Origin of the sequence: Streptomyces uncialis (assembly GCF_001905345.1) — a bacterium.
In the GTDB taxonomy this organism is placed as follows: Bacteria; Actinomycetota; Actinomycetes; order Streptomycetales; family Streptomycetaceae; genus Streptomyces; species Streptomyces uncialis.
The window spans coordinates 191,866-205,546 of the sequence record NZ_LFBV01000001.1; the positions used below are offsets into that span (position 1 = coordinate 191,866).

Annotated in this window: 11 protein-coding genes and 2 pseudogenes; 10 read left to right on the forward strand and 3 right to left on the reverse strand. The window is 69.1% G+C overall.

The window, feature by feature from the left end:
- Positions 1–14 precede the first annotated feature (14 nt).
- The 6 genes from AB852_RS00825 to AB852_RS00850 are packed head-to-tail and all read left to right on the forward strand — an operon-like array spanning position 15 to position 3,194.
- Positions 15–200, forward strand: a complete 186-nt coding sequence (locus AB852_RS00825) for a hypothetical protein (protein WP_073782568.1) — start codon at positions 15–17, stop codon at positions 198–200.
- Positions 193–411 (forward strand): hypothetical protein, encoded by a 219-nt coding sequence (locus AB852_RS00830; protein ID WP_073782570.1) that lies wholly within the window; start codon positions 193–195, stop codon positions 409–411. The genes AB852_RS00825 and AB852_RS00830 overlap by 8 nt, the downstream gene beginning before the upstream one ends.
- 8 nt (positions 412–419) lie before the next feature.
- Positions 420–2,258, forward strand: a complete 1,839-nt coding sequence (locus tag AB852_RS00835; protein ID WP_073782572.1) for a DNA polymerase — start codon at positions 420–422, stop codon at positions 2,256–2,258.
- Positions 2,259–2,266: 8 nt separating this feature from the next.
- A complete protein-coding gene (locus tag AB852_RS00840; protein WP_073782574.1) occupies positions 2,267–2,482 on the forward strand; it encodes a hypothetical protein in 216 nt (71 codons plus the stop codon).
- 21 nt (positions 2,483–2,503) lie between these two features.
- Entirely contained in the window at positions 2,504–2,749 is a 246-nt protein-coding gene (locus AB852_RS00845) for a hypothetical protein (RefSeq protein WP_073782576.1), read from the forward strand.
- A complete protein-coding gene (locus AB852_RS00850) occupies positions 2,736–3,194 on the forward strand; it encodes a deoxycytidylate deaminase (protein ID WP_073782578.1) in 459 nt (152 codons plus the stop codon). Before AB852_RS00845 ends, AB852_RS00850 begins: the two co-directional genes overlap by 14 nt.
- 123 nt (positions 3,195–3,317) lie before the next feature.
- On the opposite strand, the gene AB852_RS00855 is transcribed toward AB852_RS00850, so the two are convergent.
- A complete protein-coding gene (locus AB852_RS00855) occupies positions 3,318–4,940 on the reverse strand; it encodes a recombinase family protein (RefSeq protein ID WP_073785209.1) in 1,623 nt (540 codons plus the stop codon).
- A gap of 156 nt (positions 4,941–5,096) precedes the next feature.
- Here AB852_RS00855 and AB852_RS00860 point away from each other — a divergent pair.
- Positions 5,097–5,450, forward strand: a pseudogene (locus AB852_RS00860) (MBL fold metallo-hydrolase); the annotation flags it as partial.
- Positions 5,451–5,458: 8 nt separating this feature from the next.
- Here the strand turns inward: AB852_RS00860 and AB852_RS00865 are convergent.
- A pseudogene (locus AB852_RS00865) lies at positions 5,459–5,650 on the reverse strand (ABC transporter permease); the annotation flags it as partial.
- 431 nt (positions 5,651–6,081) lie between these two features.
- Positions 6,082–6,417, reverse strand: coding sequence for a trypco2 family protein (locus tag AB852_RS00870; protein WP_073782580.1), 336 nt, complete (start codon positions 6,415–6,417; stop codon positions 6,082–6,084).
- Between the two features lie 61 nt (positions 6,418–6,478).
- Here AB852_RS00870 and AB852_RS00875 point away from each other — a divergent pair, with 61 nt between their 5' ends.
- The 3 genes from AB852_RS00875 to AB852_RS00885 are packed head-to-tail and all read left to right on the forward strand — an operon-like array spanning position 6,479 to position 13,553.
- Positions 6,479–10,597 carry a tetratricopeptide repeat protein gene (locus tag AB852_RS00875; RefSeq protein WP_073782582.1) on the forward strand — a complete coding sequence of 1,373 codons (4,119 nt, stop codon included), beginning with the start codon at positions 6,479–6,481 and terminating at the stop codon, positions 10,595–10,597.
- Positions 10,594–12,276 carry a hypothetical protein gene (locus AB852_RS38255; protein WP_073782584.1) on the forward strand — a complete coding sequence of 561 codons (1,683 nt, stop codon included), beginning with the start codon at positions 10,594–10,596 and terminating at the stop codon, positions 12,274–12,276. Before AB852_RS00875 ends, AB852_RS38255 begins: the two co-directional genes overlap by 4 nt.
- On the forward strand, positions 12,273–13,553 hold the full coding sequence (locus AB852_RS00885; RefSeq protein WP_073782586.1) for an ABC transporter substrate-binding protein: 1,281 nt from the start codon (positions 12,273–12,275) through the stop codon (positions 13,551–13,553). The genes AB852_RS38255 and AB852_RS00885 overlap by 4 nt, the downstream gene beginning before the upstream one ends.
- The last annotated feature ends 128 nt before the right edge of the window (positions 13,554–13,681 follow it).

The window sequence follows — 13,681 nt, forward strand, 5'->3', positions numbered from 1 at the left end:
AAAGGAAGCGGGGGATGGCTGACAAAATTCGCGTGACAGTGGTCATGGAATACGCCCCCATGAAAGAGCACTACCGAGGTGCATCCACGGTCGCCGAAATGGCGGCATTCGATGAGGACGTGAATCACTTCATCGAATTCCCAGGGGAATATCTCGATGATGTCGTGTCCGTCACCTATGAAGGGATCGCAGATGCCTAACTTCGAAACCAACTACGCAGCAATCTACGTCGAGGCCGCGGCTCGCCCCACAATCGACCCGGCCGGGCAGCCCACAGCGACCATCAATGCCGTATATATCGTCAGCGGCTACCGCGGAACGAACTCCTGGCAGGCGAGTCTTACCGCTGCTATCCACCTGCGGGACTCGCTGACCGAAGCCATCAACGTTCACACGGAAGCCGAGGTCTAGAGACATCCTTGAAGGTAATCGAATATGCCCTCAAGGGTGAACCGGTCACTGTCAATGTAGTAGAGACTCCGGAAGACCTTCCTGCATTCCGGGACTTTGTGGAGAGCAATCCTGTCCTCGGGTTCGACACGGAAACCACTGGGCTCGAATGGTGGAGCCCCGGCTTTCATTGCCGCCTCGCGCAGTTCGGAAACGCCACCGAGGCATTCGTCCTCCCCGTCGAACTCGGCCCCGACTACAGTGACGCAACCCGGTGGGCCCTGCGGAAGGCTCACCGCCTCATCGCTCACAACGGCACCTTCGACATGCACGTTTCCGAGCGCTGTGTGGACTCACCGCTCGAAGTGCTCGCACCGAGAATCCTGGACACCAAACTGCTCGCCCACCTCGTGGACCCTCGGGCAGTTCGGGAGGCCGGCCCCGGACTCAAGCTCGAAGAACTCATCAAGTTCTATGTGGACCCCAAGGCCGCAGAAGAGGTCAAGGGTTCCATAGCCGCCCTGGCGAAGAAGTACAAAGTGAAGAAGGAGGAGATATGGTCGAAAGTCGAATTGTTCGACCCGGACTATCTCCTCTACGCAGGAATGGACCCAGTGTGGGCATACCGACTCTTCCACATCCTTCTTCCCAAGGTGCCGGCCCGATCCCTCAAGTACGGACTCGTGAGCTGGGAACACCGGCTGGCACACATCATGGCCAAGACGGAGCGGACCGGATACCTGCTCGATGAGTCCTATGCCCGAGCCCGTATATCCGAGCTGCGGGCAGACCAACAGAAGTGGGAAACCGCAGCGGCGACCCACGGCGTCGAGAACGTCAACTCCAACCAACAGCTCATCGACACATTTACCGACCTCGGTGTCAAGCTGAAGAAGCGCACGAAACCCACACCCAACAATCCGCACGGGCAATTCGCTATGGACGACGACGTTCTGTCGTCCATAGGCCACCCACTCGCGGAAGCTGTCGTTAGAGCGAAGAAGGCTGGAAAATGGCGGAAGACCTGGTTCGAACGAGCAATCAAGGGACTGGACGAGAACGGACGGGTGCACGGAAGTGTTAACTCCTGCCAGGCAAGAACGGCGCGGATGACTGTCACTGGAGCTATCCCGGCGCTGACGTTCCCGGCAGGGGACGGTTACGTGCGGGGAATGTTTCTGGCCGACAAGGGCGAAGTCAGCGTCAGCATCGATTTCAGCAACATGGAGCTTCGGGTCATGGCCGCAGCCTCCGGTGATCCCGTCATGCTCGAAGCATTCAGAAAGAATGAAGACCTTCACAACCTGACCGCGATTGCCGCATTCGGCCCCATGCCACCCGGCGTCGAGAAGCACCCCATGCGCAAGGCTGGCAAGGGAACCAACTTCACCGTCTGCTTCGGGGGAGGGTGGAAGGCGGTATCCGACCAGTGGGGTATCTCCCCCGAGGACGCCAAAAAGGCAGTCAAGGCATTCTGGGGCACCTACACCGGAGTGAAACGGTTCGCGGACAAACTCCAGCGGGAAGCACGTCGTACCGGGTACATCTACACCGCGACCGGCCGCAGACTTCCCGTGGACCGGGACAGGGCATACGCCGCCCTGAACTACTACATCCAGAGCAGTGCACGGGACATCACAGCTCGGGCCGTCATCGAACTCGATAGGGCTGGGTATACCCCATGGATTCGCCTCGTGATTCACGACGAGATCGTCTTTAGCTTCCCTCGGGAGCGGGCAGCGGAGCTGACTGAGAAGGCGGCTCGAATCATGGAAATGACATTCAAGGGTCTGCTGATACCAGCAGACGGAGAGATCGGCGAACAGTCCTGGGGATCTGTTCTCGACCTTGAAAACTCTAAGCACTGAGGAACGCAATGGCTGACAACGAAGAACTCAAAGCGACGCTGGATGAGATCGCTCTCGGGGTGGCCAAAGGAGCCCTGCACAACGGAGTCGCTGTGACCCTCCTCTTCGTGGAGTCCGCAGGGGCCGTCCGTAAGGCCGCCCGCAGGGCTGGCTTCGACCGGGACACCGCACAGCAGATGGCCTACGACTTCTGGCACGCCGCCACCCACGGCCCGAGCAACTAGACCTGGAGTCAGGAGAACGCCATGGACGACTTCGAAAATCTCGTTGGAAGCCTGGAGACCAAGTTCAACGCGGCCCGGCTGGAGAAACACGGCATCGCCGCACTGACCACAGCCAAGATCGCCGGAGCCCTCTACCTGGAGGCCGTGACCGCTGGCGTACCACACGTCCTCGCCCAGGAGATGGCCCAGGACTTCTGGCACTCCGAGACCGGAGCGCCGGCCTACGTGGTCGTGGACGAAGAGGAAGCACCCGATGCCGACCACTGAGTACGACCTCGTCCACGGCACTCTCCGCAGCTACCCGCAACAGCAGCGGCCCGGATGGGACGAGTACTTCCTTGGCATCGCAACCGCTGTCGCAGCCCGCGGCGACTGCCTTCGCAGTCAGGTCGGAGCCGTCCTCGTCGGAGGCGACCACCGGATACGGGCGACCGGCTACAACGGCAGCGAGCCCGGAGGCCCGTCCTGCCTCCGAGGCGAGTGCGCCCGGTGTCAGTCGCAGGTACCGGCCGGGACGGCATACGACGAGTGCGTGGAAACCCACGCCGAGGCGAACGCCCTGTTGCACGCGGCCTGGTCGGACTGTCAAGGGGCGACCCTCTACATCACCCGGCCGCCCTGTCAGGGCTGCTCGAAGCTCATTCGCTCCGCTGGTATCGATCACGTCTTGTGGCCGCAAGGTGCGCTGAGCTTTACCCAAGAAGTTGCGTAGTAGGAGATTGTTGTGAAGGTGTACGTGTACAAGGTCAGCGCCACAGGGGCGCGTGAGCTGGTCAAGGTCGTCCAGCGCTAGACGAGAAGGACCCCGCCAGGTGGCGGGGTCCTTCTCGTTTCTCTACACCCTCTTCTTGAAGTAATCATCCTTCACGACGAGGCGTTGCTTCACGTCCTCCGGGATCAGCAGCTCAGCTCGATCCTCGTACATGACGAAGGTGATGCCAGCCCGGATGAGATCAGACTCCATCTGATGCAGGCCCTCCCGTTCCCAGTGCTGTTGGTACGTCACGCCCTTCGAGGCGTAGATCCACCTGTCTTCGAGAGACACCGGGTCGATCCTGGATAGCTGGTCACCGATTGAGGCCAGAGTCCTCCGGGCCTCACTCTCGATGAACCCACCCACTGAGTAGGACCCCCCGGGGGCCAGCTCCTTCATGTGGTACTTGATCGACGCTTCGAGTTCCTTCTTCTTCATCAGGTTCTCGGAACCTCGCGCGTACTCGCGGTGGATGACCTCCATGGCTCCGATTTGATCAAGGACTGTAGAGGTCAGCGCACCGTAGGTGTCCTCCGGATCGAAGGTGGGGCCGCCGCAGATGCCGAGCTTGGTGGCCGACTGGCAGCGCATCTTGTTCCCGGAGATGCGATACGTCCCGTCCTTGCGCTTCTTCTTGGTGATGTGCTGGTACATGTTCTCTACCGCCCCGCAGAAGCCGCACTTGATCACACCCAGGAACTTGGTCCGCTTGCTCCGGCCAGCCGTGGGCTTGCCCCCGGTGTTCTTGGCTCGAAGGCGAAGCAATTCCTGCACCTCGCTGAACTCGGCAGGAGTGAAGACGCCGGGTGCAACGCGGATCGGCTCGCCATCAGGGCCGTACAGGATGAAGGGAGGCTGGTTTGTTGGCATCCCCGGTTCGCGCCTGGTGCGGTAGCCCATCAGTGCCGGGTTGGTCAGGACGTTCTTCAGGTTTCCAGGAGCCCACTTCCCTCCCCCAGGGGAGGGGACCTGTGCCCGGTTCAGGATGATGCAGATGTTGTTGAGCGCCCTTCGGCGCTGGAGCATCGCCTTGATCCAGTGGAGGACCCGGTACTTGAACGAGTCAACAACCAGCCGCTTGCCATCCGGGGTGTCCTCCGAGGCGTAGCCGTAGATAATCCTGCCGATGACCCAGCGTTCGACAGTACGTGCGTACTGCCACAGGGATTCCAGGCGAATTCCAGTGTTGGCGGCCTCGATGCGGGCCATGCCCGCGATCATGGTGACCATCATTTCGCCCATGGGCGAGGACAGGTCGATGGGGTCCTTGACCGCAGCAAGATCCTTCTTGAAGGTCTTGCACCACTCGATCATCAGGTGCAGGTCTGAGATGCGACGGACGAAGCGGTCGAGCTTCCAGAACAAGATCACATCGAACTCAGGGGCGCGGTTCTGAATCCAGTCACCCAGAGCCTTGCGCTTCCACGGGGGCACCTTGGTTGCGCTGACGTTCAGGTCTCTCGCTACACCAGCAACCCGGCATCGCCTGTCCAGCGCCATACGCCGAAGGTCAAGCTCCTGGCGAACGGGGGAGGTGGTCTCCTCCGTGAGGACCGATAGGCGGATAGAGAGCAGAGCCCTCGGTGCGTCAGGTGGAAGGAGGTCTTCTCGGGCCTGGAGGTCTTCCAGTTCCTTGACCTCGGCCGCAGTCCATGTGACGCCAATGGCGGGCGGTATGGCTATCTCGGTGGTGGGGCGCGACATCACTGTCCAAATTCTATCAAGATCACTTAAACCGGACAGTTCAAGGACCTGAGTCAGGCGCCCCAAGGGGTATGGCCGCTGCGGCTACATTCCGTATAGATGTAGTCACACACCCAAACGGGGTGCAGTCACAGTCGGCGGCTACAGCGCCTGTGGTTCTGGCCCGACATCCATATGACCCCCGAGGAGGGTGTCCGGGCGCATCGCGACCTCCAGGGCGGCGACGCGGCGGCGGGCGTGATGCTCCCCATCCACTGGGCCACGTTCAACCTCGCCCCGCACCCCTGGGCCGAGCCGGGGGAGGACACCCTGGGTGCCGCCGCCCGTATCGGCGCACGGGTGGCGTCGCCCGCGCCCGGTGAGCCGTTCGAGCCGGGTGCGGCCGTGCCGGGGACCCCGTGGTGGCGCGCCTCGTCGCAGCGGCCCGCCGGGGACCCGACCGCTCCCACGACGGCCGACGGGAAGGTACGCGACGGCGAACTGATGCCGTCGATGGACGACGCCCAGTAGGTCAGCGGGCCGATCAGCAGCCCGCGCAGTGCGTCGACCTCGTAGCTCAGCGGGTTGGCCAGGCTCACCGCCTTGAGCCGGCCCGGCATCAGCGCGATCGGATAGAGGGCGTTGGACGCGTAGAACAAGGGCATCGTGAGTGCTTGCCCTATGCCCATCAACCGGTCACGGGTGAGCACGATGCCCGTGATGCCCGCAGACTCCGACGCCACCCGTAATCCGCTGGAAGTCGTACCGAGCGCGTCGGAGTGAGGACGGAGAATCCCGCCCGCCCCCGCCCCGAAGAACCGGCAGAACGCGCCCCAAAGGGGCGCGGGGAACTGCGCGAAAACGAGGGCGACCCCGCACCCGACCGACAACACCAGGCAGGCAGCGCCCCGACAGGGGCGCGGGGAACTGCGCGAACCCACCGAGCGACGGCACAGCGGCAAGTACGCCCGGCCCCGAGTACCCAGGGGCGCGAGGAACCGCGCACCCGACGAGCGACCCGCACAGGAACAAGTGCGCCCGGCACAGGAACCCGGAGGCGCAAGCGAAGGCGCCCCGCAGGGGCAACGACGCAAAGGCGAGGGCGTCCGTCAGGCCGCGAAGCAACAGCAGGAGGCAGCACCCAGGAACGGACGCCCAGGAACTACCTGCGGGGGCCACCCACGCTGATCCCCGGCCCTCCCGGGTCATCCCGGTCATGCGGCTTCAGCTCGATCTCGATCCGGTGGGTGGTCTCGTGCGAGGCCGCCGCCCCCGCCTCCGCCGTGACCACACCGATACTCAGCCCGCCCCGCCCGCTGCCCTCCCGGCGGACCTGCACCGCGAACTCGACGTTGACGCGTTCCACCAGGAACCGGAGCCTGCTCCGGGAACCCTCGTGCTGCGCCTGTTCGAGCTCGTCACGGATCTTCCCGATCACCTCCGCGAGCCCGGCCGTCTCCGCGCCGTCGGACTCGCCCCGGCCGCCAATTCGCCCCATCAGGGTCCTCCTTTGGTGGGACGGGGGTGGAATGCCCCCCTCCTGGCTATTGTCATGGAGCATGAGGGAGCCCGAGGGTACTTCCAACTCCGCTGTACACGAAGGTGGTTGGCGGGTACGACTGTTCCAGGAGGATGCTCCTGGGAGCCCGCCGCTGGGAGCGGGCGTACTCCTGGCCGGGGGCCATGTGCTCACCTGCGCCCATGTGGTGCTGCTGCCGCGCCTGCCGGCGGCACACGACGACCGGGACGACGACCCGGAACCCGCCGGGTACGAGTCGCTGGAACGGGTGGTGGCGGAGTTCCCCACCGCCTCCGGTGCGCCCGGACGGCTGCCGGCCCGGGTCCTCCTCCAGCATCTGAGGCCGCCCACCCCGGGCTACAGCGCCGACCTCGCCCTGCTGAAGCTGGAACGGGTGCCCGGCGCGGAGCCGTTGCGGGTGACGCCCGCCGTGCTGCACCGGCAGATCCCCGCCCGCAACGAACAGGTGCACGCCGTCGGCTATCCCGACTACCTCATCGGCGGGGAGTACGTCAACGCCCGGATCATGGGCCGTGGCGGTCCCGGCCTCTACCCCGAGTGGGTACAGCTCGACCCCGAGTCGTCCCCCTATGTGATCCGGCACGGCTTCAGCGGAAGCGGTGTGGTCCACAGCCGTACCGGCCGGGTCATCGGCATCCTGGTGCATCAGCACGGTACGGAGCGGGTGCCCGTCCCGCTGAGTCACGCGTACATGATCCCGACCGAGACCATCCTCCGGCATCTGCGCCCCGGCGAGCACGGGCTGAAGGTCCTGGGGCCCCGTGCCGTCTCCCGTGGGATCCGGGCCGACGCCACCCCGCCGGGCGCCCAGGAACGGGCCCTGGGGCTGCGGTACCTCATGACCCGGTGGCTCGGCGCGGGCGGGACCGTCGTCGGTTCCGGCCATGGCGGTGGCACGCATCAGGGGACGACGCTGACCTGGGGGAGCGCGACCGAGGGAAGCGCGTCGGCGTCCGGCCGGCCGGTCAGGGAGGCCGGCGCAGCGGCCGAGCCGGTGGAACTGGCGTTCGTCCACGACGACGAACCGGATGCCTGGGCCGCCGTCCGTTCGACGCTCGTCCGGGCCGACCGTGAGCGCTACCCGGACCCGGCGGACCCGGGCGGGCCGGTGGAGCCCCGCGCGGGGTCCATCGACATCGCCCTGGACGCGAAGGGCTGGACGGCCGCGGAACTCGTCGACCGCACCGCCGCCCGCGCCGGCCTGGACGACCTCGAACCGACCGCCTCCGACCCCGACCCCGTACCCGTACCCACCACGGGCCGCGCACCCGACGCCGACAGCGCACCCGACGCGGACGGCGACCGCCCACCCCCCGACGGACCGCCGAACGCCGACGGACCGTCCGAAGCCGAGCGGCCGCCGGACAGCGACCGCCCGTCCACCCGTACCGACCGCCTCCTCGCGCGTATCGCCGAGGAGGGCCCGCCGCTGTCCGCCGCCTTCCTGTCCGCCGACCGGGCCGCCCACCGGCCGGACGCGGTCCTGCCCCTGCTGCACGCGCTGCTGGAGCCCGGTCACAGCCGTGTCCTGCTCGTCCTGCGTGAACGCACCTCCCCGCTGCTGGCGCGCGTGGTGCGTGAGCTGCTCGACCCCGGGTGGGCCCAGCGGCACGCGGACGCCATCGCGGCCAGGCTGAACGCCCTCGGCGGACTGGAACGGCGGGTCCGCCACGTCCGGCGCACCGCCACGGCCCCGCCCGCGCCGGACAGCGCCGACCCCGCGCCGCAGAGCCCTGAACCTCCGGCGCCGCGCGGCGCCGATCCCGTACCGGAGGTTCCCGCCCCGGCGCCGGACGGCCCCGACCCCGTGTCGGTACGGCTGCGGGCGAGGCTCGACGCGTTGCGGCGGGGCGGCGTCCTGAGCAACACCGAGGACGTGGTGTACGAGCTGTTCCGGCTGCGCACCGAGGTCGAGGACGCCGTCCAGGCGCTGCGCCTGCCGTACCCGTCACGGCGGTACGTGGTGAAGCCTCCGACGGACGGACTCACCGACCTCCCGAACGTCGTCGTCGGGCGTCCGGACCGCCTCGTGGAGTCCGAACCGGGGGAGCCCGGCGACGGCGCGGCAGGCCCCGGGCTGTCCCGGGGGCAGGAACTGCATCAGCAGTACCTGGTGATCGGCAGACTCGGCCAGGGCACCTACGGCGAGGTGTACCTCGCCCACGACCGGATGCTGGAGGACCGGGCCGTCGCCCTCAAGGGGGTCCGTGACCCCGCCGACCCGGACGCCGAGAAGACCGCTTCCACGGAACGCGTGCGGCTGGTCAGCCTCAACCATCCCGCGATCATCAAGGTGTTCAACTACGCCAGACATCCGGACCCGGACAGCAACGCCAGGTTCATCGTGATGGAGTTCGCCAACGGCGCCCCTCTCGCCTGGGTCGCCGACCAGATCGGACGCCGTGTCGCGCCGTTCCACGACTACCGGGTGCACGAGTTCATCGCCGCGTACGGGCTGCGCATCCTGGACGCGCTCACCTATCTCCATGTGGAGCGGGAGTTCGTCTACGGCGACCTCTCCCTGACCAACGTCATCCACTGCGGCGAAGGCATCAAGCTGATCGATGTCGCCGGGGTACGGAAGATCGGCGACCCGGGCCCGGTGACCTACCGGGCACCCGAGACGGGCCTGTCCACCCGGGTGACGGTCGCGGCCGAACTGTACGCCGTCGGCAAGCTGCTGGAGAAGCTGCTGGACCGGGCCCCCGAGGACCCCGCCGGCCTCGGCGCGACCTCGCTGCGCGGGGTGCTGACGCGCGCCATGGCGCCGCTGCCCGCCGCACGGTTCGCCTCCGCGGAGGAGATGTCGGTCCAACTGCGCGGGGTGCTGCGGGAACTGCGTTCACTGCGGCTCGGCGCGGAGACGTTCGAGCCGTCCCCGCTCTTCGCCACCGCGCCCGCCGCCCTCGACGGCGCGCTCGGCAAGGCGCCGCCGCTCGACCAGTGGCGGCAGGGCGGCAACCGCAAGCGGAAGCTGTCGTCCACCCGGCCGACCCCGCCCGAGGTCGCCCTGGGGCTGCCCGTACCCCGGCCGGACGACTCCGACCGGAACCGGACGGAGCTGCAACGCACGTCGTACGACGACCCGGCCGGACTGCTCCAGCTCAGCGAGGTGTGGCGCGAGTCGCCCGAACGCGCCCTGCTGCGCTGCCGTCTCCATCTGGAGATCGCCCGTGACCACCCGGCGGAGGCCGCCCGTGAACTCCGGCGCGCCGAACGGGAGCTGGCCCTGGCGGCGACGGCCGTCGGCGAACCGGCCGCCCACGACTGGCGGCTCGACTGGCACCACGGACTGCTGTGGCTCTCCCGGGGCGAGGTGACCCCCGCACTGGAGTGCTTCACCCGGGTCAACGCCGCCATACCCGGCGAGTACGCCCCGAAGCTGGCGATGGGCTACTGCCAGGAGTTCGGGGACAACCCGAAGGAAGCCGTCCGGCTGTACGGGGCGGTGTGGCAGCGCAACCGCGCGCTCGGCGGTGCCGCCTTCGGGCTGGCCCGTATCCATGTCGGGCACGGCAAGCCGCAGCTCGCCCTCGACTGCCTGGAAGCCGTCCCGGCCGACTCCCGGCACCGCACCGCCGCGCGGACCGCCATGGTGCGCATCCTCGCGGACCCGCCCGACGGTGACGCCCGGCCGACCCCGCAGGCCGCCGCGCGGGCCTGGGTGGCCATGCACCGGCTGACCCTGAGGGAGGGCCTCACCGACCGGCACGCGCAGGAACGGCTGCGCGCCGATCTCCTGGAACTCCTGCTGCGGCTGGACCCCGCGGAGGACGGCACCGGGCAACGCGCCCGTGTGCGGGTCCGGCCGGGCGGGGCACGGGCGCCGCAGCCCGATCCCCTCCAGGCCCTCCACCAGGAGCTGGCGGGCGCCCCCGAGGCCGCCCGGCTGCCCCGTACCGTGCGCGATCTGCACGAGGAACTGGCGGCCTGCTATCTGAGGCTCGCCGAACAGGTGCCCCCCGCACCCCGGGACGCCTACCGGGAGCTGGCCGGGGCCCTGGTGGACAACGCGTACCTCACCCGGCCCGTCGGTCTCACCCACAACCGGGGCGAGCCGCGCCACCGGCTCCTGCGCCCCTGGACACGGGGCCCGGCCACGACGCAACCCACCCCCGCGGAGGAGGAGCGCCGATGAGCGGCACGACCGACCCGGGCCATCCGCCCACCGCCCCGGACCCCCGGCCCCCGGCCGCCGGGCAGGCGCCCCCGACGACGGCGACGCCCGGGGACGGTATACCTGACGGAGCGGAGCAGCAGGCCCCGGCCGTCGAGGACCCGGCCCCGCCCGGCCCGCGAACGGGCGGCACGCAGCCGTCCGGCACGCGGCCACGGGACACGGGGACGGTGCCCTCCCAGGCCGGCCCCCCGCCGGACGGCACCGCGCCCGAGACCCCCGGACCCGCGCCGAACGACCCCCTGCCCGAGTCGCCCGTCACCGCGCCCACCGCCCCGCGTGCCGCCGACGCGGGACTGGCCCCCGGACCCGAACCGACCCCCGACCCCGCACCCGAGGCCCCCGGACCCGGACCGGCCCCCGGCCACCGAACGGCCCCCGACCCCGCGCCGAACGACCCCCCGCCGAACGACCCCGCGCCCGAGTCGCCCGTAGCCGCGCACACCGCCCCGCGTGCCGCCGTGCCCGCGACCGGACCCACCGCCCCGCGAAGGCCGACCGGGCAGGCCCTGTGGTGGTGGTCGTCGGGGCGTCGCCCGTCACCCGACCCGGCGCCCGCCCCGAGAACCGGCTCAAGGGCCACGACCGTCTCGGTGTCCACGTCCACCCGCCGGTTCCTGCTCACCCGGATGCTGCTGCTGCCCGCCGTCGCGCTCACCGTCCTCGGCCTGGCGGCCACCTCGTACTTCACCCTGCACGACCGGACGGAACAGCTCCGCGAGCGCTACGCCCCCGCCCTCGTCGAACTGACCCACGCACGTGTCTCGCTGACCCTCGCGAGGGCCGAGGCCGAACGGCGGCTCGCGGCGAACGACGGCGAGCCGCTGCCCCAGACCGACCTCGTCGGCCTCGGGGAGCGCTATCCGTCCCTGATCACCGAGGCGTCGCAGAGCCTCAACAACGCCGCGCTGACCGGCGCCCTGCACCGCTCGCAGGAGCAGGAGGTCCGGGTGGTGTCGGGGCTCGTCGTCGCCTACGACGACTTCATCAACTGGGCCAACAGCCGTCACCACAGCAACACCGGGCTGCGCCGGGCCGGACTGGAGACCGCGGCGGGCCTGCTGGGCGACGGGCGGGGCGCCCCGGACTCCACCGCCGTGCTCGACCGCATCCGGACCCTGGAGGCGGAACTGCGCGCCGACGCACGGGAGCTGTCGGGATGGGGCGGACCGGCGGCGGGGGCGGCGTCGGCGGCCGTCCTGGCGGCGCTGTTCCTCGTGTTCCTGCTCGTCGGCACCCTGGACTTCGTCCATCGCAGGCTCCGGGTGCGCGGTGTCGTGCTGACCCTGCTCGCGACACCCGTCCTCCTGGTCCTGGTCGTGCTGGCGTTCGGCGCGGCCGGGCAGCACACCGCCCAGGCGTATGTCGGGCGCACCGTCGACCGGCTCGCGGCGATCGAGGTCGAGCGGGTCGCCGGCGGGGGCATCGGCGAGGAGATCGAACGCGAGACCCGTACCGGCGCCGCGATCGAGGACGAGGGGACACGGCTCGCCGCGCATCTGCGGCACACCCACCCCCAGGAACGGACCCTGATGGCCGTCCTGGCGCTGGCCCTCGGCACGGCCGGCACCCTCGCCTGCGGCTTCACGCTCTTCCACTACAACCGCAGACATCTGGAGATCCATTGGCGCACCGCATGAGGACCGTACGCGCCCTGCTCCGCGCCGTCCTGGCGGGCTGTCTGTTCGCCGGGCCGGTGCTCGGCACGGCGGGCTGCGCCGACCGGGAGGAGCCGACCCTGGTGGTCCTCGGCCCCTGGACGGACGGCGAGGAACGGTCCTTCGTCGCGATGCTCGCGAAGATCACCGAACGGACCGGGGTCCGCTACGTCTACGAGGGCACCCGCTCGCTGCGCGAGACGCTGGTGGCGCAGCTGCGCACGGACTCACCCCCCGATGTCGCGATCCTCAACGGCCAGGGCGAGCTCGCCGAGTACGCCCGTGACGGCGACGCGCACCCGCTGCCCGACGGGCTGGCGTCGGCGTCGTTCGGACCGTGGGGCCCCCGGATCACCGTACGGAACAAGGACGGTGAGCAGCGGCAGCACACGTACTGGGTGCCGGTCCGGGTCGATCTGAAGAGCATCGTGTGGCGCCGTGACGGCGGGGAGCAGGCCACCGGTCCGGCCCGCTGGTGTCTCGGTATGGCGTCGGGCGCCACCTCCGGCTGGCCGGGCACGGACTGGATCGAGGACCTGCTGCTCCAGCGGCAGGGCCCCGATGTGTACACCGACTGGGCCACCGGCGAACTGGCCTGGACCGACACGAAGGTGAAGCGGGCGTGGCAGGAGTGGCGCGAGCTGCTGGTGGCGGCCGGTCCGAAGGCGGGCCCGAAGGCGGTCTTCACCCCCTTCGAGAGCCTGGGCGACGGGCGGTGGGGCCTGCTCAACCGAGGTGACTGCGCGCTGGAGCACCAGGGTTCGTTCATCCGCCGCCACTACGGGGACGACGTCATGCCCGCCCCCACGCCGGACGTCGTCCCCGGACTGCCGGACCACCGCAAGGTCCACGAGGTGTCCGGTGACATGGCGGCCGTCTTCACCCCGAGCGACGCCGCCTGGGAGCTGCTGAGACAGTTCATCGACCGCAGGACGCGCGACGAATGGGCCGCCGCGGCCCTGCCCGTGGAGCGCCCCTTCTTCTCCGACGGCACGGCGGGGCCGGACCCGCTCACCCCCGGCACCAAGGCGGTCCTGCGACTGTTCCGCGAGGCGGACGAACTGTGCTTCGACGCCTCGGACGCGATGCCGTCCACCCTCCGGGGCGCCTTCCAGCGCGCCGTGCTGGAGTTCCTCACGGCGCCGCAGGACACCGAGCTGCTGGACCGTCTGCTGGGACAGCTCGACGCCGAACGCCGGTTGCAGATCCAGGCGGACGCGTTCGCCCTGGAGGACCTGTGCGGCAGGCCCGGCGACTGACGACGCGCCCGGCCCCGGCACCCCGCACCCGAACATCCGTCCACATCCGATTTCGGACGGCCATGCGAAGCCTCATACCAGAGCGGGACGTTGTCCGCCGGACTTCACGAACCATGCGACGCGTGGCC

What these genes read in the sequence shown, in the direction of transcription:
- AB852_RS00825 (WP_073782568.1), top strand. Translation starts at nt 15, where the DNA reads ATGGCTGACAAAATTCGCGTGACAGTGGTCATGGAATACGCCCCCATG.
- AB852_RS00830 (WP_073782570.1), top strand. Translation starts at nt 193, where the DNA reads ATGCCTAACTTCGAAACCAACTACGCAGCAATCTACGTCGAGGCCGCG.
- AB852_RS00840 (WP_073782574.1), top strand. Translation starts at nt 2,267, where the DNA reads ATGGCTGACAACGAAGAACTCAAAGCGACGCTGGATGAGATCGCTCTC.
- AB852_RS00845 (WP_073782576.1), top strand. Translation starts at nt 2,504, where the DNA reads ATGGACGACTTCGAAAATCTCGTTGGAAGCCTGGAGACCAAGTTCAAC.
- AB852_RS00850 (WP_073782578.1), top strand. Translation starts at nt 2,736, where the DNA reads ATGCCGACCACTGAGTACGACCTCGTCCACGGCACTCTCCGCAGCTAC.
- AB852_RS00855 (WP_073785209.1), bottom strand. Translation starts at nt 4,940, where the DNA reads ATGTCGCGCCCCACCACCGAGATAGCCATACCGCCCGCCATTGGCGTC.
- AB852_RS00870 (WP_073782580.1), bottom strand. Translation starts at nt 6,417, where the DNA reads ATGGGGCGAATTGGCGGCCGGGGCGAGTCCGACGGCGCGGAGACGGCC.
- AB852_RS00875 (WP_073782582.1), top strand. Translation starts at nt 6,479, where the DNA reads ATGAGGGAGCCCGAGGGTACTTCCAACTCCGCTGTACACGAAGGTGGT.
- AB852_RS38255 (WP_073782584.1), top strand. Translation starts at nt 10,594, where the DNA reads ATGAGCGGCACGACCGACCCGGGCCATCCGCCCACCGCCCCGGACCCC.
- AB852_RS00885 (WP_073782586.1), top strand. Translation starts at nt 12,273, where the DNA reads ATGAGGACCGTACGCGCCCTGCTCCGCGCCGTCCTGGCGGGCTGTCTG.